The organism is Pseudomonas sp. RHF3.3-3 (genome assembly GCF_048069595.1).
Taxonomy (GTDB): Bacteria; Pseudomonadota; Gammaproteobacteria; order Pseudomonadales; family Pseudomonadaceae; genus Aquipseudomonas; species Aquipseudomonas fuscovaginae_B.
On sequence record NZ_CP182250.1, the window covers coordinates 5,049,660 to 5,072,320 of the forward strand.

Annotated in this window: 19 protein-coding genes; 8 read left to right on the top strand and 11 right to left on the bottom strand. The window is 64.5% G+C overall.

Features of this window, described 5'->3' with window-relative positions; genetic code table 11:
* Window positions 1-26: 26 nt before the first annotated feature.
* On the bottom strand, window positions 27-1,010 hold the full coding sequence (locus ACMGT0_RS22130) for a FecR family protein (protein WP_054062830.1): 984 nt from the start codon (window positions 1,008-1,010) through the stop codon (window positions 27-29).
* Window positions 1,011-1,050: 40 nt separating this feature from the next.
* Window positions 1,051-1,551 (bottom strand): sigma-70 family RNA polymerase sigma factor, encoded by a 501-nt coding sequence (locus ACMGT0_RS22135; RefSeq protein ID WP_054060269.1) that lies wholly within the window; start codon window positions 1,549-1,551, stop codon window positions 1,051-1,053.
* 223 nt (window positions 1,552-1,774) lie between these two features.
* On the opposite strand from ACMGT0_RS22135, the gene potE reads away from it, so the two are divergent.
* Window positions 1,775-3,175, top strand: coding sequence for a putrescine-ornithine antiporter (gene potE, locus ACMGT0_RS22140; protein ID WP_054060268.1), 1,401 nt, complete (start codon window positions 1,775-1,777; stop codon window positions 3,173-3,175).
* Window positions 3,168-5,453: an Orn/Lys/Arg decarboxylase N-terminal domain-containing protein gene (locus tag ACMGT0_RS22145; RefSeq protein WP_054060267.1), complete on the top strand. Its 2,286-nt coding sequence runs from the start codon at window positions 3,168-3,170 to the stop codon at window positions 5,451-5,453. Before potE ends, ACMGT0_RS22145 begins: the two co-directional genes overlap by 8 nt.
* Before the next feature lie 48 nt (window positions 5,454-5,501).
* Here the strand turns inward: ACMGT0_RS22145 and ACMGT0_RS22150 are convergent, their stop codons facing one another.
* The gene (locus tag ACMGT0_RS22150; RefSeq protein WP_054060266.1) at window positions 5,502-6,188 is read right to left on the bottom strand and encodes a phytanoyl-CoA dioxygenase family protein; all 687 of its coding nucleotides are present in this window, start codon (window positions 6,186-6,188) and stop codon (window positions 5,502-5,504) included.
* Window positions 6,189-6,251: 63 nt separating this feature from the next.
* The gene (locus ACMGT0_RS22155) at window positions 6,252-7,439 is read right to left on the bottom strand and encodes an MFS transporter (protein ID WP_054062832.1); all 1,188 of its coding nucleotides are present in this window, start codon (window positions 7,437-7,439) and stop codon (window positions 6,252-6,254) included.
* A 94-nt stretch (window positions 7,440-7,533) separates the two neighbouring features.
* Here ACMGT0_RS22155 and ACMGT0_RS22160 point away from each other — a divergent pair, with 94 nt between their 5' ends.
* The gene (locus ACMGT0_RS22160) at window positions 7,534-8,427 is read left to right on the top strand and encodes a LysR family transcriptional regulator (RefSeq protein ID WP_054062833.1); all 894 of its coding nucleotides are present in this window, start codon (window positions 7,534-7,536) and stop codon (window positions 8,425-8,427) included.
* Window positions 8,428-8,430: 3 nt separating this feature from the next.
* Here ACMGT0_RS22160 and ACMGT0_RS22165 read toward each other — a convergent pair whose 3' ends face one another.
* Window positions 8,431-9,360: a LysR family transcriptional regulator gene (locus ACMGT0_RS22165; RefSeq protein WP_054060263.1), complete on the bottom strand. Its 930-nt coding sequence runs from the start codon at window positions 9,358-9,360 to the stop codon at window positions 8,431-8,433.
* Window positions 9,361-9,624: 264 nt separating this feature from the next.
* On the opposite strand from ACMGT0_RS22165, the gene ACMGT0_RS22170 reads away from it, so the two are divergent.
* The 3 genes from ACMGT0_RS22170 (at window position 9,625) to ACMGT0_RS22180 (ending at window position 12,992) form a co-directional block, all read left to right on the top strand.
* Complete coding sequence (locus ACMGT0_RS22170) at window positions 9,625-11,061, top strand: NAD-dependent succinate-semialdehyde dehydrogenase (protein ID WP_416769797.1); 1,437 nt, start codon at window positions 9,625-9,627, stop codon at window positions 11,059-11,061.
* A gap of 12 nt (window positions 11,062-11,073) precedes the next feature.
* The gene (locus tag ACMGT0_RS22175; RefSeq protein ID WP_054062836.1) at window positions 11,074-12,093 is read left to right on the top strand and encodes an NAD(P)H-quinone oxidoreductase; all 1,020 of its coding nucleotides are present in this window, start codon (window positions 11,074-11,076) and stop codon (window positions 12,091-12,093) included.
* Window positions 12,094-12,209: 116 nt separating this feature from the next.
* Entirely contained in the window at window positions 12,210-12,992 is a 783-nt protein-coding gene (locus ACMGT0_RS22180) for a hypothetical protein (RefSeq protein WP_054062837.1), read from the top strand.
* A 161-nt stretch (window positions 12,993-13,153) separates the two neighbouring features.
* Here ACMGT0_RS22180 and ACMGT0_RS22185 read toward each other — a convergent pair whose 3' ends face one another.
* Window positions 13,154-13,870, bottom strand: coding sequence for a class I SAM-dependent methyltransferase (locus ACMGT0_RS22185; protein WP_054060259.1), 717 nt, complete (start codon window positions 13,868-13,870; stop codon window positions 13,154-13,156).
* A 104-nt stretch (window positions 13,871-13,974) separates the two neighbouring features.
* Between ACMGT0_RS22185 and ACMGT0_RS22190 the strand changes: the two genes are divergently transcribed.
* Window positions 13,975-14,136, top strand: coding sequence for a DUF2986 domain-containing protein (locus ACMGT0_RS22190; RefSeq protein WP_081006064.1), 162 nt, complete (start codon window positions 13,975-13,977; stop codon window positions 14,134-14,136).
* Between the two features lie 37 nt (window positions 14,137-14,173).
* Here ACMGT0_RS22190 and ACMGT0_RS22195 read toward each other — a convergent pair whose 3' ends face one another.
* Together ACMGT0_RS22195 and ACMGT0_RS22200 are read right to left on the bottom strand one after the other, a co-directional pair.
* Window positions 14,174-16,420: an ATP-binding protein gene (locus tag ACMGT0_RS22195; RefSeq protein WP_054060258.1), complete on the bottom strand. Its 2,247-nt coding sequence runs from the start codon at window positions 16,418-16,420 to the stop codon at window positions 14,174-14,176.
* The gene (locus tag ACMGT0_RS22200; RefSeq protein WP_054060257.1) at window positions 16,417-17,031 is read right to left on the bottom strand and encodes a biliverdin-producing heme oxygenase; all 615 of its coding nucleotides are present in this window, start codon (window positions 17,029-17,031) and stop codon (window positions 16,417-16,419) included. Before ACMGT0_RS22200 ends, ACMGT0_RS22195 begins: the two co-directional genes overlap by 4 nt.
* Before the next feature lie 214 nt (window positions 17,032-17,245).
* Between ACMGT0_RS22200 and ACMGT0_RS22205 the strand changes: the two genes are divergently transcribed.
* Entirely contained in the window at window positions 17,246-18,712 is a 1,467-nt protein-coding gene (locus ACMGT0_RS22205) for an MFS transporter (protein ID WP_416769802.1), read from the top strand.
* A gap of 12 nt (window positions 18,713-18,724) precedes the next feature.
* Here ACMGT0_RS22205 and ACMGT0_RS22210 read toward each other — a convergent pair whose 3' ends face one another.
* The 3 genes from ACMGT0_RS22210 to ACMGT0_RS22220 form a co-directional block, all read right to left on the bottom strand.
* Window positions 18,725-20,224, bottom strand: coding sequence for a diguanylate cyclase (locus tag ACMGT0_RS22210; protein ID WP_416769804.1), 1,500 nt, complete (start codon window positions 20,222-20,224; stop codon window positions 18,725-18,727).
* Window positions 20,225-20,629: 405 nt separating this feature from the next.
* Complete coding sequence (locus ACMGT0_RS22215) at window positions 20,630-21,565, bottom strand: hypothetical protein (protein WP_416769808.1); 936 nt, start codon at window positions 21,563-21,565, stop codon at window positions 20,630-20,632.
* Window positions 21,562-22,503: a hypothetical protein gene (locus tag ACMGT0_RS22220; RefSeq protein ID WP_054060253.1), complete on the bottom strand. Its 942-nt coding sequence runs from the start codon at window positions 22,501-22,503 to the stop codon at window positions 21,562-21,564. Before ACMGT0_RS22220 ends, ACMGT0_RS22215 begins: the two co-directional genes overlap by 4 nt.
* Window positions 22,504-22,661 lie beyond the last annotated feature (158 nt).

A 22,661-nucleotide genomic window follows, 5' to 3' on the forward strand; every position in this document is an offset into this window, starting at 1 on the left:
ACGACGAACTCGAAAAAAACCTGAATCTATTTTGAAATTATTTCCTGCGAGCCGTCGGCACGGCTGCGCACGGCCACCGGCAGGATGTTCGGCAGGGCCTTGAGCAAGGCATCGGTGTCGTTGAGCTTGAACACGCTGGTCAGGCGCAGATTGCCCACCGCCGGGTTCGCCACCGTCAACGGCCTGTCCCGGTAGCGCGAGACCTCGGCGACCACGTCGGCCAGGCTGGCGTTGTTGAACACCAGCTTGCCGCTGCGCCAGGCGGTCAGCTCCCCGGGGTCGACCGCCTGGGCCGCCGCGACATTTCCCTGGGCATCGACCCGCGTCCCGAGGCCTGCGGTGAGGCTTACGAACTCGTCGTCCCGGGCGTTGCGCCCCTGGACCCTGACCGTCCCCGCCTCGACCACCACCCGCGTCTGCGTCGGATCGCGACGCACGTCGAAGCGGGTCCCGGTCACCGTCACCTTGCCGACGCCGGTCTGCACCACGAACGGCCGGCTGCTGTCGTGCTCGACGCTGAACAGCGCCTCGCCCTGCTCCAGCTCGACGGAACGCCGATCGCGTTCATAGCTCACCCGCACCCGGCTGCGGCTGTTGAGATCGATCACCGAACCATCGGGCAGGGCCACCTGGCGACGCTCGCCGAGCACCGTGGCGAAGGTCGCACTGTAGGGCGCCGGATGATTCAGCCCGCTGAACAGGCCCAGCCCGACGGCGACCGCCAGCACTCCGGCGGCCACCGCATAACGCAGCAGCGGCCGGCGCCGCGAACGCTCCGGCGGCACCTCGCAGAGTGCCTGCAGGCGTGCCCGGGGCAACAGGTCGGTGGCACTCCAGAGCCCCTGGAGCAGGTCGAACTCCTCCTGGTGCAGCGGGTGCCGGTTACGCCAGGCATCGAACTCGGCCTGCTGCACGGCGCTCAGCGGCGCCTCCTGGACACGCACGAACCAGGCGGCGGCCTCCTCACGCACCGTGTTGGCATCGCAGGTGCAATCACGGGTATCCATCATGGAAAGTCCTGTCCGAATGAAGTTTGCATCGCCTCGCCCATCATTGCCCCGGCTCGTCCAGACGCTCGCGCAGATGCCGCAGGGTGCGGATCATATACTTCTCGACCATGTTCTTGGACAGCCCCAGGCGTTCGGCGATCTCGGCCTGGCTCAGGCCCTCGATCTTCTGCCAGACAAACGCCTTGCGACAGTTGACGGGCAACTCGGCCAATGCCCGCTCGATGGAGTCGGCCAGCTGGATGGCGTGCATGAAATGCTCCGGGTCGCCGCTGGGCGGCGCACTGTGATCGATCGCGTCCAGTTCCAGGGCGCCGCGCCGGTCTTCGCGGCGATAGGCATCCACCGCGATGTTGCGCGCGGTCTGGTGCAGGTAGGCGCGCGGCTGCTCGACGCTGTCGGCCCGGCTTTCCAATACCCGCACGAACGTATCGTGAGCCAGGTCCTCGGCTTTCTGACGGTTGCGCAGTCGGCGGGTCCAGGTGCCGATCAATTCTTCGTAGTGCTCGAAAAAGCCGGGTCTGCGAGGTGGCTGGAGGTTCATGGCGACGGGCGATGAAGGCGGGGCGTGAATAATAATGCTTCCTATTAATACCCGCAATTCATTACAAACGCCGAGCGGACAAGCCGGCGTTAATTGGAAACATTCTTGCTTAGCGCAACGGCTCTGCTATAGCTAAACCCACTCACCTTTTCTAGTAGGGCAACGGAATGCCAGCGATCGGGACCTGCCGGTAAACACCGCCCTCGTATCTGGAGGAAATGGAATGGCTACGGCGAAAAAGATGAGTGTCATACAACTGACCATGCTCACCGCGGTAAACATGCTTGGCTCCGGCATCGTGCTGCTGCCGACCAAGCTGGCGGAGGTGGGCGGCATCTCGATCCTGTCGTGGCTGGTCACCGCCACCGGCTCCCTGGCCCTGGCCTACGCCTTCGCCCGCTGCGGCATGCTCAGCCGCAAGACCGGCGGCATGGGCGGCTACGCCGAATACACCTTCGGCAAGGGCGGCAACTACATCACCAACTACACCTACGGCCTGTCGCTGCTGATCGCCAACGTGGCGATCTCGATCACCGCGGTCGGCTACATCCAGACCCTGTTCCACCTCACCCTCACGCCGGTGCAGATCTGCCTGGCCACCATCGCCCTGCTCTGGCTCACCACCTTCGCCAACTTCGGCGGCGCCAGCATCACCGGGCGCATCGGTGCGGTGACGGTCTGGGGCGTGATCGCGCCGGTGCTGTTCATTTCCACCGCGGGCTGGTTCTGGTTCGACGGCGCCAGGTACATGGCGGCCTGGAACCCCCACGACCTGAACTGGTGGCAGGCGGCCAATGCCTCGGTAGCCATTACCCTGTGGGCCTTCCTCGGCCTGGAGTCGGCCTGCGCCAACACCGATGCGGTGGAAAACCCCGAGCGTAACGTGCCCATCGCCGTGCTCGGCGGCACCCTCGGCGCGGCGGTCATCTACATCGCCTCCACCAATGCCATCGCCGGCATCGTCGACAATGCCGCGCTGGTCTCCTCCACCGCGCCGTTCGGCCTGGCCTTCGCGCAACTGTTCACGCCGACGGTGGGCAACGTGGTGATGGGCCTGATGGTGATCGCCTGCGTCGGCTCGCTGCTCGGCTGGCAGTTCACCATCGCCCAGGTGTTCAAGAGTTCCGCCGACACCGGCTACTTCATCCCGGTGTTCGCCAAGGTCAACAAGGCCGGTACGCCGATCATCGGCATGCTGATCCTGCTGGCGGCGCAGACCGCCATCGGGCTGCTGACCATCAGCCCGGACCTGTCCAAGCAATTCGATGTGCTGGTGAACCTGGCGGTGGTGACCAACCTGGTGCCGTACATCCTGTCGATGGCCGCGCTGATGACCATCCAGAAAGCCGCCAACGTGCCGCCGGGCAAGGCCCTGGCCTCGAACATCGTCGCCCTGATCGCCGCGGCCTACAGCTACCTGGCGCTGTTCAGCTCCGGTGAGCAGGCGCTGATGTGGGGCGGGCTGGCGACCTTCTTCGGCTATACCCTGTTCGGCTTCGTCAACAACCGTCTGATTCGCCTGGAAACCGAAGGCCGCGTCAGCGTGCCGGTGCAATCGGTCAGCGCCCGGCACATCAGCCATGAAGAGCGGGCCGCGTCCCGCCTGGAGACCCTCCATGAGTGAGCCCCGGAGCAACCTCGGCATGCTGGCCCTGCTGGTCAGCACCGCCCCCGACAAACGCACCGTGTTCGGCCGTGCCCTTGGCCAGCTGATCACCGAAGTGGAAGAACGCTCGATCAGCGTGCTGCTGTCCGAGTCACTGCCCGACGCCACCGCCATTCTCCGTTCGGACCCGGCCATCCAGTGCCTGCTGCTGAACTGGGGCATGGACCACAGCGAAGGCCACCAGCAGTGCATCGACCTGCTGCACAACCTGCGCGAACGCAACACCCGGGTACCGGTGTTCCTGATCAGCGACCGCAGCACCGCCAGCAATATTCCGCTGGTGGTGATGCAGCACGCCGACGATTTCATCTGGCTGCCGGAAGACACCAGCCGCTTCCTCAGCGGCCGTATCCTGGCGGCCATCGAACGCTACCGCCAGGCCGTGCTGCCGCCGATGCTCGGGGCGCTGCTGCGCTTCTCGCGCTCCTACGAATACTCCTGGCACACCCCGGGCCATGCCGGCGGCACGGCGTTCCTCAAGAGCACCGCGGGCCGGGCCTTCTACGAGTACTTCGGCGAGAACCTGCTGCGCTCGGACCTGTCGATCTCGGTCGGCGAACTCGGCTCGCTGCTCGACCACTCCGGCCCCATCGGCCAGGGCGAGCGCTACGCCGCCAAGGTCTTCGGCGCGCATCGCACCTACTACGTCACCAACGGTTCCTCGACCTCGAACCGGGTGATCCTGATGGCCAGCGTCACCCGCAACCAGATCGCCCTCTGCGACCGCAACTGCCACAAGTCCGCCGAGCACGCCATGACCCTGTCCGGCGCGCTGCCCACCTACCTGCAGCCGACCCGCAACCGCTACGGCATCATCGGCCCGATCCTGCCGCAAACCCTGGAAGCCGGGGCCATCCGCGAGGCCATTGCGCGCAACCCGCTGGTCAAGCCCGGCATCGACCGGACGCCGATGCACGCGATCATCACCAACTCCACCTACGACGGCCTGTGCTACAACGTCACCCGCGTCGAGGAACTGCTCGGTGCCAGCGTCGACCGCCTGCATTTCGACGAGGCCTGGTACGGCTACGCCCGTTTCAATCCGCTGTACAAGGACCGCTTCGCCATGCACGGCGACCCGGACGAACACAACGCCGACAAGCCCACGGTGTTCGCCACCCAGTCCACCCACAAGCTGCTCGCGGCCCTCTCCCAGGCCTCGATGATCCACGTGCGCAACGGCCGCAAGGCCATCAGCCACGCACGCTTCAACGAGTCGTTCATGATGCATGCCTCGACCTCGCCGAACTACGCGATCATGGCTTCGTGCGACGTCAGCTCGGCGATGATGAGCGCGCCCAGCGGGCAGATCCTCACCAACGAATCGATCGAGGAAGCGATCTCCTTCCGCCAGGTGATCGCACGCATGCATGCCGACCTGGCCAGCCAGGGGCAGTGGTTCTTCTCCTGCTGGCAGCCACCGTCGGCAAAGGTCGACGGCCAGACCGTGGACTTCCACAAGGTCGATCCGGCCCGCCTCAAGAGCGAGCCGCAGCATTGGGTACTGCACCCGAACGAGCTGTGGCACGGCTTCGGCGACATCGAGGACGGCTACTGCATGCTCGACCCGATCAAGGTGTCGGTGCTCACCCCCGGCATGGGCGACGACGGCAAGCTGCTGCCGTTCGGCATCCCCGCCTGCGTGCTCAGCGCCTACCTGTCGCGCCAGGGCATCGTGGTGGAGAAGACCACCGACTTCACCATTCTCTTCCTGTTCTCCATCGGCATCACCAAGGGCAAGTGGGGCACGCTGGTCAACGCCCTGCTCGACTTCAAGCGCGACTACGACACCAACCTCGACCTGGAACTGTGCCTGCCCGACCTCGCCCAGGCGCACCCGGACCAGTACCAGCACCTGGGCCTGAAGGACCTGTGCGAGCGGATCTTCCAGGCCATGAAGCAGCACAGCACCACCAGCGCCATGGCCAACGCCTTCGCCGCCTTGCCCAAGGCGGTGTACAGCCCGGTGGAGGCCTACGAAAAACTGGTGAAGGACGAGGTGGAGCTGGTGACGCTGGAAGAAGCCACCAACCGCGTGGTCGCCACCGGTATCGTGCCCTACCCGCCCGGCATCCCGCTGTTGATGCCCGGTGAAAACGCCGGACCGCTGGACGGCCCGCAACTGACCTACCTGCGCGCCCTGGAGAGTTTCGACCGGGCGTTCCCGGCCTTCGCCCATGACACCCACGGCATCGAGAGCCAGGGCGGGGTGTACCGGCTGCTGGTCATCAAGTAGGGGAGTTGACGGCGCTTGCCGGTAGCCGATGCTACCGGCAGGCGCCGGTCAGGCAAGCGGCCCTTGCCAGGGGTAATCCGCGGGTTCGAAGCGTTCGCGGGTGTCCATCCGGACATTGCGCAGCCTCACGGTTTCCAGGTGCGAGGCGTACAGTTTTTCCGAGAAGTAGGTGCCCAGCAACGAGCGACGGTGCCCGCCGCCGATGTTCAGAGTGCCCGCATGCACCAGGTCGGCATCGAATACCAGGATGTCACCCGCCCGGCCGCAAAGCTGCACGGCGCCGGACTCGTCACTGAAGTCGACCGGTGGCGCTGCCGGCTGCGGGCGATGGCTGCCGGGGACGATCCGCGTCGCGCCGTTGTGCGGGCCGTAGTCGTCCAGATAGGCCAGGAAGTTGACGGTGTCGCCTGGCCGCAGTGCCGACAGGTCGCGGTGCAACTGCTGCTGACCGCCACCGGCCAGCGGTTCGCGGCCCTCCACCTGGGACAGGAAGAACCGCTCGCCGATCAACTCGCCAACGGCCGCCAGCACCTGTGGCAGATGGCAGACCGCCTGAACCTTCGGCTCCAGGTCCAGCAGCGAATGCCGCCAGTCCATGCCTCGCGGCACCGGCCATTGCGCCGAAGGGATGATACCCGCGTCGAACACCACGCGAAGCTCATCCAGCCACGGCGTCGGGATCGCCTGACGCAGCAGGACATGGCCGTCCCGAAGCAGTTGCTTGCGGTCAATCATCAGGGTCCGGGCTCCGTCAGTTCGATTCCATTGCCAGCAATGTCCGGAACTGCGCGGCGCTCGTCAAGCGGTCGCATCCACCTCGCCTTCGGGCCGCGCCACCGCGGCCCGGGAGCGCCAGGCAAACACCAGCACCATCACCAGGCCCAGTACCGCCATCGCCGCCCCCGCCAGGGAGATCGCCGGATAACCCAGCCCGGCATTGATCACCGCCCCACCCAGCGCGGCACCGATGGCGTTGCCGAAGTTGAATGCACCGATGTTCACCGCGGAGGCCAGGTTGGGCGCATCCTTGGCCGCTTCCATCACGCGCATCTGCAACGGCGGGACCAGGGCAAAACTGGCGATACCCCAGACCAGAATAGCCACTGCGGCCGGCAACGGCCAACGCACCAGCACCGAGAACGCCAGCAACACACCGATCAGCACCATCAGCGAGACGATCAGCGTACGGTCGATCGAGCGATCCGCCGCCTTGCCGCCCCACATGTTGCCCAGGGTCAGGCCCACGCCGAACAGCACCAGCATGCCGGTAATGAAGCTGGTCGATGCATGGGTCTCACTGCTCAGGATCGGCGCGATGTAGGTGAACACGGTGAACATCGCCGCCGAGCCGACCACCGTCAGCGCCAACGCCGACAGCACCGGCCCTCGCCCCAGCACGCGAATCTCGGCCAGCACGCCGTCGTTCTTCGGCAACGGCAGATTGGGCAGGGCGAACCACAGCGAAACCATCGCCACCAGGCCCAGGGCGGCAATGCCCCAGAACGCCGTGCGCCAGCCCATCAGCTCACCGAACCAGGTCGCCAACGGCACGCCACCGATGGTTGCCAGGGTCAGCCCCATGAACATCGCCGCCACCGCGCCCGCGCGCTTGTCCGGCGGGACCACGCTGGCCGCGACGATCGAGCCGACGCCGAAGAACGCGCCGTGGTTGAGCGAGGTCACCACCCGGGCGACCAGCAGGCTTTCGTAACTGGTGGCCAGCGCCGACATCAGGTTGCCGAGGGCGAAAATCGCCATCAGGCCGATCAGCAGGTAACGCCGCGGCACCCTGACCGTGGCCAGGGTCATCAGCGGCGCACCGATCAGCACACCCATCGCATAGGCACTGACCAGCAGCCCGGCTGCGGGAATCGAAACACCGAGATCGGCCGCGATGCTCGGCAACATGCCCATGGGGGCGAACTCCGTGACACCGATGCCGAAGGCACCGATGGAGAGAGCTACAAGGGGGGGATTGATACGCATGGTTGACTCCTCATCTGTGCCGCAAATGCTACAATTCGTAACTTCCTGGCAGTAGTCCATCTTCACGACAATCACCTTTGCTTGCGAGGCACAAATGGATTTCAACGGCCGATCCGGCGAAATGGAGGTGTTCGTCAAGGTGGCGCAGGCCGGCAGCCTGTCGGCCGCCGCGCGGGCCCTGGGCCTGACCCCGTCGGCAGTGAGCCGGATCATCGCCCGCACCGAACAGCGCATCGGCACCCGCCTGCTGCTGCGTACCACCCGCGCCATCACCTTCACCGCCGAGGGCGAGGCGTACCTGCGCGGTGCACGGCGCATCCTGGCCGACATGGATGAAGTGGAGGAAGCGATCACCGACCAGGGCGTGCCAAGGGGGCGGCTGCGGGTCAGTGCGGCACTGGCCCATGGGCGACTGACCGTGGTACCGCTGATCGCGGCCTTCAGCGCCCGCTACCCGAAGATCCTGGTCGACCTCATGCTCGGCGACGAGGTCGTCGACATCCTCGGCGGCCAGGCCGATGTCGCCCTGCGCTTCGGCCATCTGCCCGACAGCCCCCTGAGCGCCCGCTGCATCGGCGAAACCGGCCAGGTCGTGGTCGCTTCACCCGAGTATCTGGAACGCCACGGCGTTCCCCGCGAACCGGAAGACCTGCTCAAGCACAACTGCCTGCGCTTCAGCTTCCGCCGGGCCGAGCCCGACTGGCCGTTTCTGCGCGATGGACAGCATTTCTCACTGAAGATCGCCGGCAATATCGAATGCAGCAGCGGCGAGGCATTGACCCAACTGGCCCTGCTCGGCGCCGGTATCGCGCGCATCGGTGCCTTTTCGGTAGCCGACGAGTTGAAAAGCGGTCGGCTGGTACCGCTGCTGGAGGCTTACAACCCCGGGGACCGCGAGCCGATCCATGCGGTGTTCGTCGGGGGGACGGCGATGACGGCCCGGGTCCGGGTGTTCGTGGATTTCCTGCTGGAGCACCACAGGATGTGAGGGTCAATCGCCGACCAGTTCCCGGGCAATCGCTGCCAACTGCCCCCCCACGCGGGTCTTCAGGATCTCGATGAAGCGGGTGATTTTCGCGTCGACGAACTGCCGTGAGGAGTAGACGGCATACACGTTGCGCTCCTGCGTATGGTAGTCCGGCAACACCCGCACCAGCCTGCCCGAACGCAGCTCGTCAATCGCCGAGAAGCCCGCCAGCAGGCCGATGCCCGCGCCTTCGCGCACCGCCACCGCCATGGCCTCCATGTCGTTGACACTGAAGCTCGCCCCGGCCGGCACGAAGGTCGTGCTGCCGGCCTTGCTGCTCAACTGCCATTCATCCCGGGCGTAATCGACGGTGCCCAGCAGCAGGCATGAGTGATCGACCAGATCCTCCGGTTGCGCGGGAACCCCATGCGTCGCCAGGTATTCGGGGGACGCGACCAGCACACAGTGGCTGACCCCGACTTTCTGGCTGACGTAGGCCGAGTCCGGCAGCGTCCGGGCGATCAGGATCGACAGGTCCAACTGGTCCTCCAGCAGGTTGGGCATGCGCTGGGACAGCAGCAGATCGACCGAGACTTGCGGGTAGTCCTGGCGATAGCCGAGCACGGCCTGGGTCACCAGGTGGCGGGCCAGCCCCGGCACGCAATGCACCCGCAACGTGCCCCTGGGCTCCTGCAGCGCACTGCCGGCCTCCGCCTCCGCGTGTTCAAGGTCGGCCAGGATCGCCGTGCAGCGCTCATAGAACCGGCGACCGGCATCGGTGACCGACAGACGCCGCGTCGAACGCTGCAGCAGGCGGGTGTTGAGCAGCGACTCGAGCGCGGAAACGGCCCGCGACACATTGCCCACCGTCGAATCGAGGTGGTTCGCCACGGCGGTGAAGCTGCCCATCTCGACCACCTTCACGTACACCACCATGTTCGCAAACTTGTCCATGCCTAACCTCCCGATGCCCGTGCCCGGCGTGTTCGATCGATGCCATGCAGCAAGCCCGGACGGCAAGTGACGGCGGTTGGGGGCTGAGAGTACCGCATATCGCCCGGCGGATATTTCCTCTGTGCACAACAGTGCTTTCCTCCCGCCCGGCTAAATCAACGGGGTGGTCCTCCATAGACTGGATTGCACGGATCGCCTGAACGGCCTCCTCGACCCGCCGCAGCAGCGCGCAGTCCATTCCCGACATTAATGAAGGCCACAGTAATGAATACGACCTACGACTCGCTCTACCTTTTCATCGGCGGTGAATGGATCGGCACCGACGGCCGGGCGACCGCCGCCGTCATCAACCCGGCCACCGAAACCGAAATAGGCCGGGTACCGCTGGCCACCCTCGCCGACCTGGATCGTGCCCTCGACGTCGCGCAACAGAGTTTCACCACCTGGCGCCAGACCGTGCCCGACCAGCGCGCCAAGGTACTCAAGCGGGCCGCCGACCTGATCCTGGAGCGGGCCGCGCATATCGCCGCACAAATGACCCTGGAGGAAGGCAAGCCGCTTGCCGAGGCGATGGATGAAGTCACCCGGGCCGCCGAGTACTTCGAATGGTTCGCCGAAAGCGCCCGGCGTATCGACGGGCGTGTGGTGCCGGCCAACCGGCCGGGCGTGCTGCAACTGGTCAAGCGCCAGGCGATCGGCCCGGTGGCCGCCTTCACCCCGTGGAACTTCCCGGCGATCACCCCGGCCCGCAAGCTTTCGGCAGCCCTGGCAGCCGGCTGCAGCGTCATTCTCAAGCCCGGCGAGGAAAGCCCCTCCACCGCTCTGGCGCTGGCCCGGGCCCTCGACGACGCCGGCCTGCCCAAGGGTGTGCTGCAGGTGGTGTTCGGCGTGCCGGACCAGGTCTCCAGCCACCTGATCGCCTCGCCGGTCATCCGCAAGGTGACCTTCACCGGTTCGGTACCGATCGGCCGCCTGCTGTCCGCCCGAGCGGCCGAGGGGGTCAAGCCGATCACCCTCGAACTGGGCGGCCACGGGCCGGTGCTGGTATTCGACGACGCCGATGTGCAAAAGGCCGCCCTGGAAGGCGTGGCGAACCGCTTTCGCGGCACCGGCCAGGTGTGCATTTCCTCCACCCGCTTCCTGATCCAGCGCGGCGTGTACCAGCCGTTCGTCGATGCATTCGTGACCGCGACCCAGGCCCTGCGCATCGGCAATGGCCTGGATCCCCGGACCCAGGTCGGGCCGCTCGCCAACCCGAGGCAACTGGCCAAGATGGAAGAGCTGGTCGCCGATGCGGTCGCCAAGGGCGCGCGGGTGCTCGCCGGCGGAGAGCCGCTGCCAGGCCCCGGTTTCTTCTTCGCACCCACGGTGCTGGTCGATGTGCCCATGGAGGCGCGGGTCATGCACGAAGAACCCTTTGGCCCCATCGCCATCCTGATGCCGTTCGATCAGTTGGCCGACGGACTGGCAGAAGCCAATCGCCTGCCCTACGGACTGTCCGCCTACGCCTTCACCCGCGATGCCCGCACCGCCATCGACGTCGCCGATGGGCTGGAAGCCGGCATGATCGGCATCAACCAGTACCGCATCGTCGCCACCGAGCTGCCGTTCGGCGGCCTGAAGGAAAGCGGCCACGGTTCGGAAGGAGGAATCGAAGGCATCGAACACTACCTCACTCACAAATTCATCAGCCAGATCTGAGGAAAACCGACCATGAAAGCCATTACCTTCGAAACCTTCGGTGACGCCGACGTCCTGGAACTGACCGACGTGCAACGCCCCGAAGTACGTCCCACGGACCTGCTGGTGCGGGTCTACGCAGCCGGCGTCAACCGCGCCGACCTGACCCACCGCAAGGGCGGCTACGGCCGTCCGGACTTTGGCGACTCGTCGCTCATCGGCCTTGAAATCGCCGGGGAAGTCATCGAGATCGGCAGCGACGTCGTCGGCTACAAGGTCGGCGACCGGGTGATGGGCGTCGTCGGGGGTGGCGCCTATGCCGAGCTGGCCCGCCTTCACTACCGCATGGCGATGCCGATTCCGGCGCAGTTGGACTATGTGCAGGCCGCCGCCATCCCCGAAGTCTTCGTCACCGCCCACGAAGCGATGCTCCACCTGGGCCGGCTGAAGCCCGGCGACTCGGTGCTGATCCATGCCGCCGCCGGCGGCGTGGGCTCCGCTGCGGTCCAACTGGCCTATGCCACGGGCGCCACCATTTACGCGACGACCGACGCCAGCAAGCTGTCGCGCGTCGAGCACCTGGGGGCCGACTTCGCCATCGACTACAAGGCCCGGGATTTCGCCGAGGTCATCGCGCAAAAGACCAACGGCCGGGGTGTCGACGTGGTCATCGACTTCATCGGCGAACCCTACTTCGCGCGCAACATCGCTTCGCTGGCCAATGGCGGAAGGCTGGTCCAGGTCGGCATCCTGGGCGGTGGCGGCAACGTGGCACTGAAGCTCGAAGACCTCCTCTACCGTCATCTGCAGATCATCGGCACGGTGATGAAGTCCCGTAGCCAGCATGAGAAGCAGGAGATGATCAGGCGTTTCCGCGAGCACTGGCTGGAGCGCTTCGAGGGCGGCGAAAGCCTGGAGCCGGTGGTCGACAGCACCTTCCCGCTGTCCCGTGCCGCCGATGCCCACCGCCGCATGGAGTCCGCTGAAAATATCGGCAAGATCATCCTGACGATGCAGCCCGAGGACCTGCTCCCGACCCGCAACGCCCAATGATTGCGGCGTTCATCCTTTGACCGCCGCGGCAGCGCCCCATGCACATGGGGCCCTTGCCAGGATGACGGACCCTGTTATCTACTCCGTCATCCCGACATGGAGCAGGCAGGCATTCGATGGACATCCAGTTTCTCGGTCACACACAACCCCACAACCCATCTTCAGGTACCTGCGACGAGTACAGCGTGAGCGCCATAACCCGCCTCGACGAACTGATCGAGGCCTACCGCACGCTCGCCGCCCAGCATCCCGGCTTCCTCCCGCTGTTCTCGCTCGATGACCTGCACCAGGCCCGCTACACCTCGGGGCATGCGCGCCACCACATCGACCTGGACGAGGCCACGCAAGAGGACATCGCCGGGCTGCCGGAGGAATGCTTCGAGCAGGGCGAATACCTGGGCTATCCGACGACGAAAGCCGAGTTCGCCATCTGCCGGCGCAACTTCACTCGTCGGGTTGCCGACGGCTCGTTCGAAGACGCTTGCGCCCATGGGCTCACCCTCGATGACGAGGCCATCCGGGAATGGGTCGCCTATCAGGACGACCCTGTGGCACTGCTCGACCAGCCGCTCTCGGCCCTGCTGGTTCCGGTCGAACATTCGTCCCAGGCGCTGGCGGCTTTTCCCAACGGCTATTTCGCCTGCGACCTGGGCCCGGCACAGAACCATGCGGTGGCGCGGCATTTCTCCCTCACGCAGGGCTATGAACTGATCGGCGTGGGCGCGGCCTACCTCGGCTTCCTCCGGGCAGAGCCGGCCGATGCAGCGGTGGCCGGCGCCGTGGCGAAGGATTTCTGTGCGCTCTACAACGTCACTGAAGAGAAACGGCAAGCCCTGGTTCCAGTGTTCGCCCAGGCGATCTGCGGCCGCCGGCATCTGTGGTTGCGCTACGTGGAGTGAACGCCGGCGACGGGCGCCATGGGTGACATCAACCCCAAGCTGTCCGTCTCTCCCACTGCGGATCAATTTTCATCAGTTCCAGGGTTTTCAACAGTTGTTGAAAACCATCACTCCAGTGAAAACCACTTGGCTGGGCAGACAGTCCAGATCAGCCATTCGGTTCATCCGTGTCGTTGGGTCACCCAGGCGCCCCAGAACAGACTGCTGAAGAAGCGCTGGCTCTCACCAAAACCGCACGCTTGCAGCAGCTCGCAAACCGCCGCCTCCGAACGGGGCGGCTCGGCGCCCTGCATGATCCGGGCAAGCTTGGCCTTGACTTCATCCGGGCTCGCGCCCTGCTGCCGCCAGCGCTCGGCCCAGGTCTTGAGCAGCAAGGGTTGCTCGGCATAGGCGTAGTGGTTGCAGGCCACGACGAAGGGGGCGCCGACTTTCAGGCGGGCCTGGATCGAACGCAGCAGCTGTTGCTTGGCTTCGTCACCGGGCACGTGATGCAGCACGCCGATCAATGTCGCGGCATCGAAGGGCTCGTCGACCGGGAGATCATCGACGGTACCCAGGAGCAACTGCGCCTTCCCAAGCACCCCGTGGGCCCCGAGGTTCGCGGCAGCAGTCTCCAGCATGGCTGACGATGGGTCCACACCCACGAAGGTCCACGACGGCTCCAATGCTCCCATGGTAATGATTTCCTGGGCCGTGCCGCCGACACCCACGACCAGCACGCGCGCCGCGCGTCCGGTCGAAAGGCTCGCAGCCAGTATGCAGGCGCTCAACTCGTGACAGGCATCGTAGCCCGCCAGGGCCACTCGGCTTTGAATGCCATACTCGGCGGCACGTGAGACATCGAACTTCGCACTGGCGCTGTGGGTTTGCGGTTTCATGAGGGCCTCCGTTTATCTTGAAACCACTCTATGCTGACGCAGATAATTACTGAAATTTATAATTTTTATTCATTTCATTCCCACAAGGAATAGGAAACCGAAACATGAACCGCCGCAAGAAAATCAGCCAGTTGCTCAAAGCCCACGCGAAAAAGGCCAGCGCCAAGCTGGCGCCGAAGAACAAGCCGAAATACATCAGCAAGGCCGACCGCCTGAAACTGGCCGAAGAGGCCAGCCAGGCGCAAACGCTTTCGCCCGAAAGCTGATCCAGGCCAATCGGGCGTCAGCGCGCCGCTGCCGATCTCAGGCGCTCTCCTTGAACATCGGCAGGGTGAAGCGGAACTCGGCGCCCTGCCCCGGCTCGCTGCTGGCAACGATCTTTCCGCCATGGGCATGGACGATGCCCTGGGTGATGTACAGACCAAGGCCGGTACCGGTCGGATTGCCCTCCTTCAGCGTCCAGTACCGGCTGAACACATGCGGCAGGTGTTCCTGGGCAATGCCCTCGCCGCTGTCACGCACGGTGAAGACGATGTCGTTGCCGGACGACTGCGCGCGCACCCCGACCGTACCCAGGCGCGGCGTGAACTTGATCGCATTGCCGACCAGGTTCGACAGCACCTGGAACAGCCGCTCGGGATCGGCATGGATACGCAGGTCGGGGTCGGCCTCGAAGGAAATGCTGATGTCCTTGTCGCGCGCCAGCGGCGCCAGCAGCGATTGCGCCTCCTCGAACATCTGCCCCACATCGAGCTTGCGCGGCTTGATGGTGTAGCGTCCGGCGTCGATCTTCGAGGTGTCGAGCAGGTCTTCCAGCAGCGTGTTCATGCGTCCGGCGGCCTGTTGCATGGTGTCGATGGCCGTGGAGATGCGCCGCGAGGTGTGCGGGCCGTCCGAACTGAAGGTCTTCTGCATCATGCCGCAGAGCATGGAAATCACCGTCATCGGGTTGCGCAGGTCGTGGGAGACCACGGCAACCAGATCATCGCGGGCGCGTACCGCCTCCTGCTCCCGCCGCACCTGCCGGGCCAGGTCGTTCTCCAGCGCCGAGCGACGCAGGTCGTTGGCCGCGAACAGGTCGCCGTGGCTCCACTTGGTGGAGATCCCGGCCATCTCGACCTTCCAGATCTCGAATGAGGTGCGCGGACGCAGGCGCAGGCCAGTCTCGGTGTTTTCCAGGTCCAGCGGCTTGCGTGGGTTGCCGCTCCAGTTGATGCTTTCCTTGACCTCCGGGCGAAACCACAGCACGCCGTTTTCCACCGGTTTGGGCAGGCTTATGGCGAGCACGCCGCTGGCCACCTGCTGATAGCCCGCCGCCGCTGGGTAGACACTGGACAGATGATGGCTGGCGAACACCGGCTCACCGCCGGCCTGCAACCACTGGTGCAAGGCACGGATTTCCTGCGGTTGCGGGCAGTTGCCATGGCAGTGCAACTGCTTGCCCTCGATGATCGCGACACCACCGGCATCGACCAGCTTCATCAGGGTCTGTGGCTCACGGGCCAGACCGTCGAAAACGTCTTGCGCTGAGTCGACCATCGCCTGGTTGAGCCGCGCCAGGGCCTCGACCTTGGCTTCGCGTTGGCGGCTGATCTCCAGCGCTTCCATGGCACTGATCTGCAACGATAGCACCTGGCCGATGGTCTGGCAGGCCACCCGCAGTTCGTGCGGGACGTGCAGCGGCTGGCGGTTGCCGCAACTGATCAGGCCCCAGAGCTGGTCGCCCTTGAGCAGGGAAATGCTCATCGACGACAGCACGCCCATGTTCTTCATGTACTGGCAGTGGATCGGCGACACACTGCGCAGGGTCGCGAAGCTAAGGTCCAGCGGCGCTTGCGTGTCGGGGCGCAGCCTGGGCACCAAGGGCACCGGTTCATAGTCGGCATTGGGAATGATCCGCAGCCAATTGGTGCGATACAGCTCGCGGGCCTGCTGGGGAATGTCGGACGCCGGGAAGAACAGCCCGTTGAACAGTTCCATGGACGGCGAAGACGCTTCGGCGATCACTTGGCCGTGGCCTTCTTCCTCGAAACGGTAGATCAGCACCCGGTCGTAGCCGGTCATTGCCTGCAGTTCCTTGACGCAGATGTCGTACAGCGCCTGCAGCGACGTCGCCGCCTGCAGCCGTTGCAGCATCCGCCCCAGATGGGTCTGGTTGCCGGCCACGTTGAGGGAACGGAAGTTCTCAACGTGGATTTCCAGCTCCAGGATCAGCACGCCATCATGCCGATGCAGCAAGCCCTCGAACGTGGTGCCGTTGAGGTGGAAATACAACGGCGGCGCATCGAAGAAGGCCGGTTGCTGCAACGCTTCGCGTACGGCCGCGGTGGGCTCGTCGCCGATCAGGCTGGCCAGGGGGTGGCCGATCAGTGTCTGCGGCGCACGGCCGAGCAGGGTTTCGACGTTGGCGCTGATCTGGATGATCTCCAGCGCCGGCTCGCCCAGGGTCAGCAGCAGGCCGTGGGGCTGGATGGCACCGGGGAAACGGATCGGTTCGTTGGCACAGTTGGCCAGCAACTCTTCGAATGCTTCCTGATCTTGCGGGCTCATGCCAGTACCTCCCGGCTTTCGAGCCAGTGCTCGAAACGGCTGAATGTGGAGTGTGCTGCCGTGACGACGGCCTCGCGCTCGACCGCGTCCAGGGGACGGCTGCCCAGGTACTCGATGAAATCGCGCCAGCGCCGCCCCGTGGCGTCGCCGTAGACCTGCAGAAACGCCGCGCCGCTGTCGGCCTCAAGGCCCAGGCGCCTGGACACTTCGCGGCGCAGGATCTGCCCGCCGAGCGTGGCCCCCTCCAGGACGTACAGCACGCCCAGGCAGGCGGCCCCGGAATCGATCCGCGGCAATGCCTGGCAGATCGGCAAACGGTCGATGGCCTCGGCCGACAGCCCCAGGCTGTGCAGGTCAGCGCGCAGGGTCTGTGCCTTGAGGCGCGGGGTGAGATCAAAATCGTCAGGGAGTGCGCTGCTGTTGCGCAGGGCCTGTTCCAGCGGCTGATAGAAGCCGTAGTAGGCCTGCATCAGTTGTTGAAAGGCATTGGAGTCAAAAGTATCGGAGAAAAAGGGGAGACGTTTTTCCAGTGCGATATGTCGTTCGGCCGTACCGGTTCGCAGTTCCTGCAAAACCGGGGGTACATGAACTTCGCGGGCCGTTGCTTGCATTTAGATCGCTCTTGGTGGGACCGCCGAAAGGCATGGGGAGGTGGCGGCGAATCGAATCAATCTATCACGGTAGACCACGACACTGACTCAATAGTTAGTTTTTCCTGTCGGAAAAACTGACAGCGCCCGAGTCGGACAAAGGCGATTTTTTTGAACTCCTCCGCCTACGCAAAACTCCATCGCTATGAGACCCCGTCAGCGAACAGGAGTGACCATGACGACCCAAGCCCTGCAAGGCACAGCTGGCGCCTCAGTGGACGAGCGCTGCTACAGCACCGACATCCCCGCGCGCCTCGACCGCCTGCCGTGGACCCGTTTCCACACCCTGCTGGTCCTGGCGCTGGGCATCACCTGGTTGCTCGACGGCCTGGAAGTGACCCTGGCCGGGGCCGTCTCCGGGGCCCTCAAGGACAGCCTGGCCATGAGCAATACCGAGATCGGCCTGGCCGGTGCCGCCTACATCGCCGGCGCGGTGCTCGGCGCGCTGTTCTTCGGCTGGCTGACCGACCGCCTCGGCCGGCGCAAGCTGTTCTTCATCACCCTGTTCCTGTACATCGGCGCCACAGCGGCCACGGCCTTTTCCTGGGATCTGTGGAGCTTTTTGCTGTTCCGTTTCCTCACCGGCGCCGGCATCGGCGGCGAATACACCGCGATCAACTCGACCATCCAGGAATTCACCCCGGCGCGCTACCGCGGCTGGGTCGACCTGACCATCAACGGCACCTTCTGGATCGGTGCCGCCCTGGGCGCCGTCGGCTCGGTGGTGCTGCTCGACCCGGCCGTGGCCGGCGGCGAACTCGGCTGGCGGCTGTGCTTCGGCATCGGCGCGGCACTCGGGCTGATCATCATGCTGATGCGCCTGTGGGTCCCGGAAAGCCCGCGCTGGCTGATGATCCACAACCAGCCGGAAGAAGCCGAGCGCATCGTCGCCAAGATCGAGCGCCATTACCGCGAGCGCGGCATCGAGGTGCCCCCGCTGCAGGAACCACCGCTGCGCCTGCACGCCCGTGATCACACGCCGTTGCGCGAGGTGTTCCACAGCCTGTTCGTCGACCACCGCCGCCGGGCTCTGGTCGGCCTGACCCTGCTGACCGCCCAGGCGTTCTTCTACAACGCGATCTTTTTCACCTATGCGCTGGTGCTCACCGACTTCTACGACGTGCCTTCGGCCCATATCGGCTGGTACCTGCTGCCCTTCGCCCTCGGCAACTTCTGCGGGCCGCTGTTGCTCGGACGACTGTTCGACGTGGTGGGCCGGCGCATCATGATCAGCAGCACCTACCTGATTTCCGGTGTGTTGCTGTGCCTGAGCGGCTACCTTTTCCAGCAGCAGTTGATCGACGCCACCCAGCAGACCATCGCCTGGGTGGTGATTTTCTTCTTCGCCTCGGCGGCGGCCAGTTCGGCCTACCTCACGGTGGCCGAGACCTTTCCGCTGGAGATCCGCGCGTTGGCCATCGCCGTGTTCTACGCCTTCGGCACCGGCCTGGGCGGTCTGATCGGCCCGACGCTGTTCGGCGCGCTGATCGAGACCGGGCAGCGGACCAATGTGCTGTATGGCTACCTGATCGGTGCGGCGTTAATGATCGGCGCGGCAGCAGTGCAGGCGATCTGGGGTGTGGCGGCAGAGCGGCGGTCGCTGGAGCATGTCGCCAGGCCACTGTCGCAGGTGAATGATTGAACGATCAGAAGCTCAACAGACCGCCAGTCGATTCCGGCCTGCTTCCTTTGCGCTGTAGAGCGCCTCGTCTGCGGCGTTGAGTAACGATTGCAGGGGATCCGCAACGGCTTGCCGAAGCTCGGTGACCCCCATGCTGATCGTGATATGGCCGTCAGGGCTGCTTTCGTGAGGGATATTGTGCTGGTTCAAGCGCTCGATCATCAGTTGCGCGACCACCGACGCCCCTTCGATCTCCGTATTGGGCAGAATGACCACCAGCTCCTCGCCGCCATAACGCGCAAGCAGGTCGCAGGGGCGACGAATGCACGTGGAAAGGACAGCGCTGACCGTTTGAAGGCATGCGTCGCCAGCAGGATGCCCATACCTGTCGTTGTACAGCTTGAAGTAATCGATATCGATCATCAGCAACGCCAACGGCGTCCTGTCCCGCTGGGCGCGATTGACTTCCATCAGCAGCCTTTCATCGAAACAACGCCGATTGGCGAGCCCCGTCAGCGCGTCATCCATCGCCATTCGAGCGAGCTGATGGTTTTTCTCCAGCAACTGGCTTTGCACGACCCGCAACTCTTCCTCGACGTGATTGCGGCGACGAATGTCGCAAATCAGCAGCACCCCGATGAATCCGGTCAGCATCAACAGTCCGGCCACCACCATGAATGACAGCATCGCTTCAAGACGCCATGCAGCCAACGCCTCATCCTTGCCAAGGGCGACTGTCGTCACCAGGGGCAGGGTTTCGCTTTTACGGAAAGCGTAGAGCCTGTCGACACCGTCCAGGCTGGAAGTGAACGAGGCATTTCCCACATTCCGATCAGCCAGATACTTCTCCCGAATGGGTGAGTTCGAGAAGCTGCGCGCCATGTCCTCCTCGCGAAACGGATAACGAACCAGTATCGAACCGTCGGTATACGACAAGCCAATTGCGCCGTCCCGCCCTACATCGATAGCTCCGAACAGCCGCAGGAAGTTTTCAATTCCCAGGGTGACCGCCACCACCCCGGCAAAGTCGCCTTTGCGATCATTGAAACGGCGGCTGATGGTGATCACCCACTCCTGTTTCAACCGGCAGCGAATGGGCGGGCCGATGAAGGGCTCCCGCGAGGGATCGTCACGATGGTGAATGAAGAAGGCCCGATCACTGCTGTTGAGGCCGGTCGGAATTGGCTGGCTGGATGACACCATCCAGCGACCTTGCCTGTCGTAGATGGTGATACCGCTCATCTGCGGCATAAGCGGCAATTGCCGACTGACCAGGGTGTTCAATCGCTCAATTTGCGCAGAATCGATCCCCTCGGTTTCCAGACGCTCGACCAGGCCCAGTAAAAGAAGCGAGCTTTGCCTGACGATGCCCTCCGAATACGTTGAAAGCGCTTGAGCCAGGTTCAATCCATGAACGTTGATTTCATCCAGCGCCTGTTCCCTGGAAGCGATCACCTTCCAGAAGGCCAGAGAGGCAAGGGAACAACCGATCACTGACAACAGAACTACAACAAGCTGGATGTCACGCTTCACGTCAATACCCGATGGAAATTCCGATTTCTCTGGCCGGCTGCTTGTGCCCTCGAGCCTTGGCAGGTTCCCACTGAGCGATCAGTTGATTCATGGTTAAAATAACTAACTGGTTCGATACTTTTGAAACTATAACCGACTGGCGTAGGATTGTCTGACAAAAATATGACAAAAACATGTATCACAACTGTCGCACAAGGAAGCCTCTGAAGCACGCCTCAATTGCAGCCATCCGGACATGCCTGAGTCGCCGCCCTCTACCATCACGGCCCCGTAGGGTCCGCCCGTTGGGGGCTGTTCAGCGTGTTTGCACCAGGCAAGGGCCTCAATCTCAACCTGAGCACCCACGCTCCGGCGTCACGCGTATCAGGTGCCTTGCGCAAAAGCTGCTCCCGGCCATAGCTGCACTCACGAAAACAATCCCAAACTATCATCCGTGGCAATCACCGCCCCCGTCACCGCCGCAGCCGTCACGCCTGCCGCCACAGCAACCGGCACCACCGAATCCCCCACCGAAGAGGACGGCGACGAACCTGAATCCCTCGATTCCGCTGGCCCCGACTCATTCGGCTCGCCAGTGAGTTCCCGGCCAAACGCCTCAACGTCACGCTTCGCCTCCTCCACCGTATCAAGCACCAGCGTCCGCAAGCTCGTCGTGACATCCGTCGCCCAGTAAATCAGCAGATCCAGCGGATTGTCCCGGCTTCCCGGCAACCGATCGTCCACCGTCGTCGTGCGACCCGGCTCATTGGCGTATCGCGACGAGGACGAATAATCCCGATCCGGGGTATATGGCCGGTCATCATCCCGGCGAGCCGCCCGGGCCAGCGAGGCTAGATGCCGAACCTGCTCCTGTACCTGCGGTGGCAACGGCGCGCCCTGCTGCCTGGCCTGCCGCAGCAACGCCAGCAGTTCCCCGGTCGCCTTGCGTTGGGCCTGTAGCCCGTCGCGCTGCGCCGCCACCTGCCCGATCTCGTCGTCGCGCTCGCGCAGCCCGGCATACTGGAGTTGGTCGAGGTGGCTGGCCAGCCGGGTCTGCAACAGTGCCAGGGTGTGGGCGTAATCCCTGCTGGCAAACAGCCCGAGAAACTTGCGCTGGCTGTCGAAGCTCTCCTGCACCTGCAACGTGACGAACCCCGGCACCTGCTCGCGCAGCCTTGCCAAGACCCCTCCGGACAGCTTCGGCAGCAGGTCATAGGTCACCTGAGTCAGGTAGGCCTTGCGCTGGCGCGCCAGTTTGTCAATGGCGCGTTCGTTGTCCCGGGCGCGCTGTTCGAGGGTTGCCAACACGTCGCTCAATTCGGCGATGGCATCGTCCAGGTCCGGGTTATGGAACTCGTTCATGCAGGGTTCTCCTGAAGCGCCTGATGGCCATCTTCGCGACGGCTGGCAAAGTAGTTGGCGAAATATTGCCGCAGCCCCGGCTTGTCCATGCCTTCGGCCCATTCCAGCGGGGCGCCGGGGACGATCTGCAAGTCGGTCCAGGGGTCGAAGCCGAGGTCGGTGATGTCGTGCATACGCAGGAAGTAGCGGCGGTTCACGGCATCGCCGTGCCACAGATGGCGGATGCGCCCCGGCACCACGCCGAGGCGACCCTGGACGCGCTGGTGGAAGCGCCGGCCCCAGGCCTTGAGGTGATCGATCTGCCGCGGGTCGTGCTTGAGGGCGTTGCGGATGCAGAAGTTGTAGTCGTCGAAGATCGCATGGGCCATGAAGTGGTCGGCGCTGCCGGAGACGGCGCACTCGTAGAGCCCCACTTCGTCGAAGATCTCGCGGCGCATGGCCCAACCGTAGCCGGTGTGGCCGTGCAGATCATAGCGGCCGGCGTCCAGGCTGTCGGGCTGGCGCTGCATGACCGCCGCGAAGGAATGCGCGATATCGGCGGTGGCGCCCTCGACGTTGCCACGCTCCAGGCGCAGGCAGCTTTCGAAGACCTGGGCCACCGGATACTCGTGCAGCACACGTACCAGGTCGCGGGCCCAGGACGGGTTGTCGAAGAGGATGTCGCAGTCGAGCCAGGCGACATGGCGGCAACTGCCTGGCAGCCAGGAGGCGGCCAGATTGAGCAGGCGCTCCTTCTGCCAGAGCAGCGTGCGGGCGCGGACCTGGATCACGTCCAGACTCGGTGGCAGCTCGAAGGGTTCATCGCCGAAGGCGCATTCGACGGTGATGCAGGTCACCCCGGCCCGGCGCATGCCGGCAATGAACAGGTCGTAGTTGCTCCGGCGGGTGGCGTAGCCGCAGGGGTTGAAGTAGGTAGTGATGACAACAAGCCCGTTCACTGATTGGTTTCCCGGTAAACCGGGCGCCCGCATGGGCGCCCATAACAAAAACAGTGGGGATAGTGCAATGCACGGAGAGGCTGCGCCTAGCGCTTTCTGCAAACTGGGCCGTCGAATGTGACCCATTGCTCAAGCTGCCTTGGAGTGCCAGACATCAA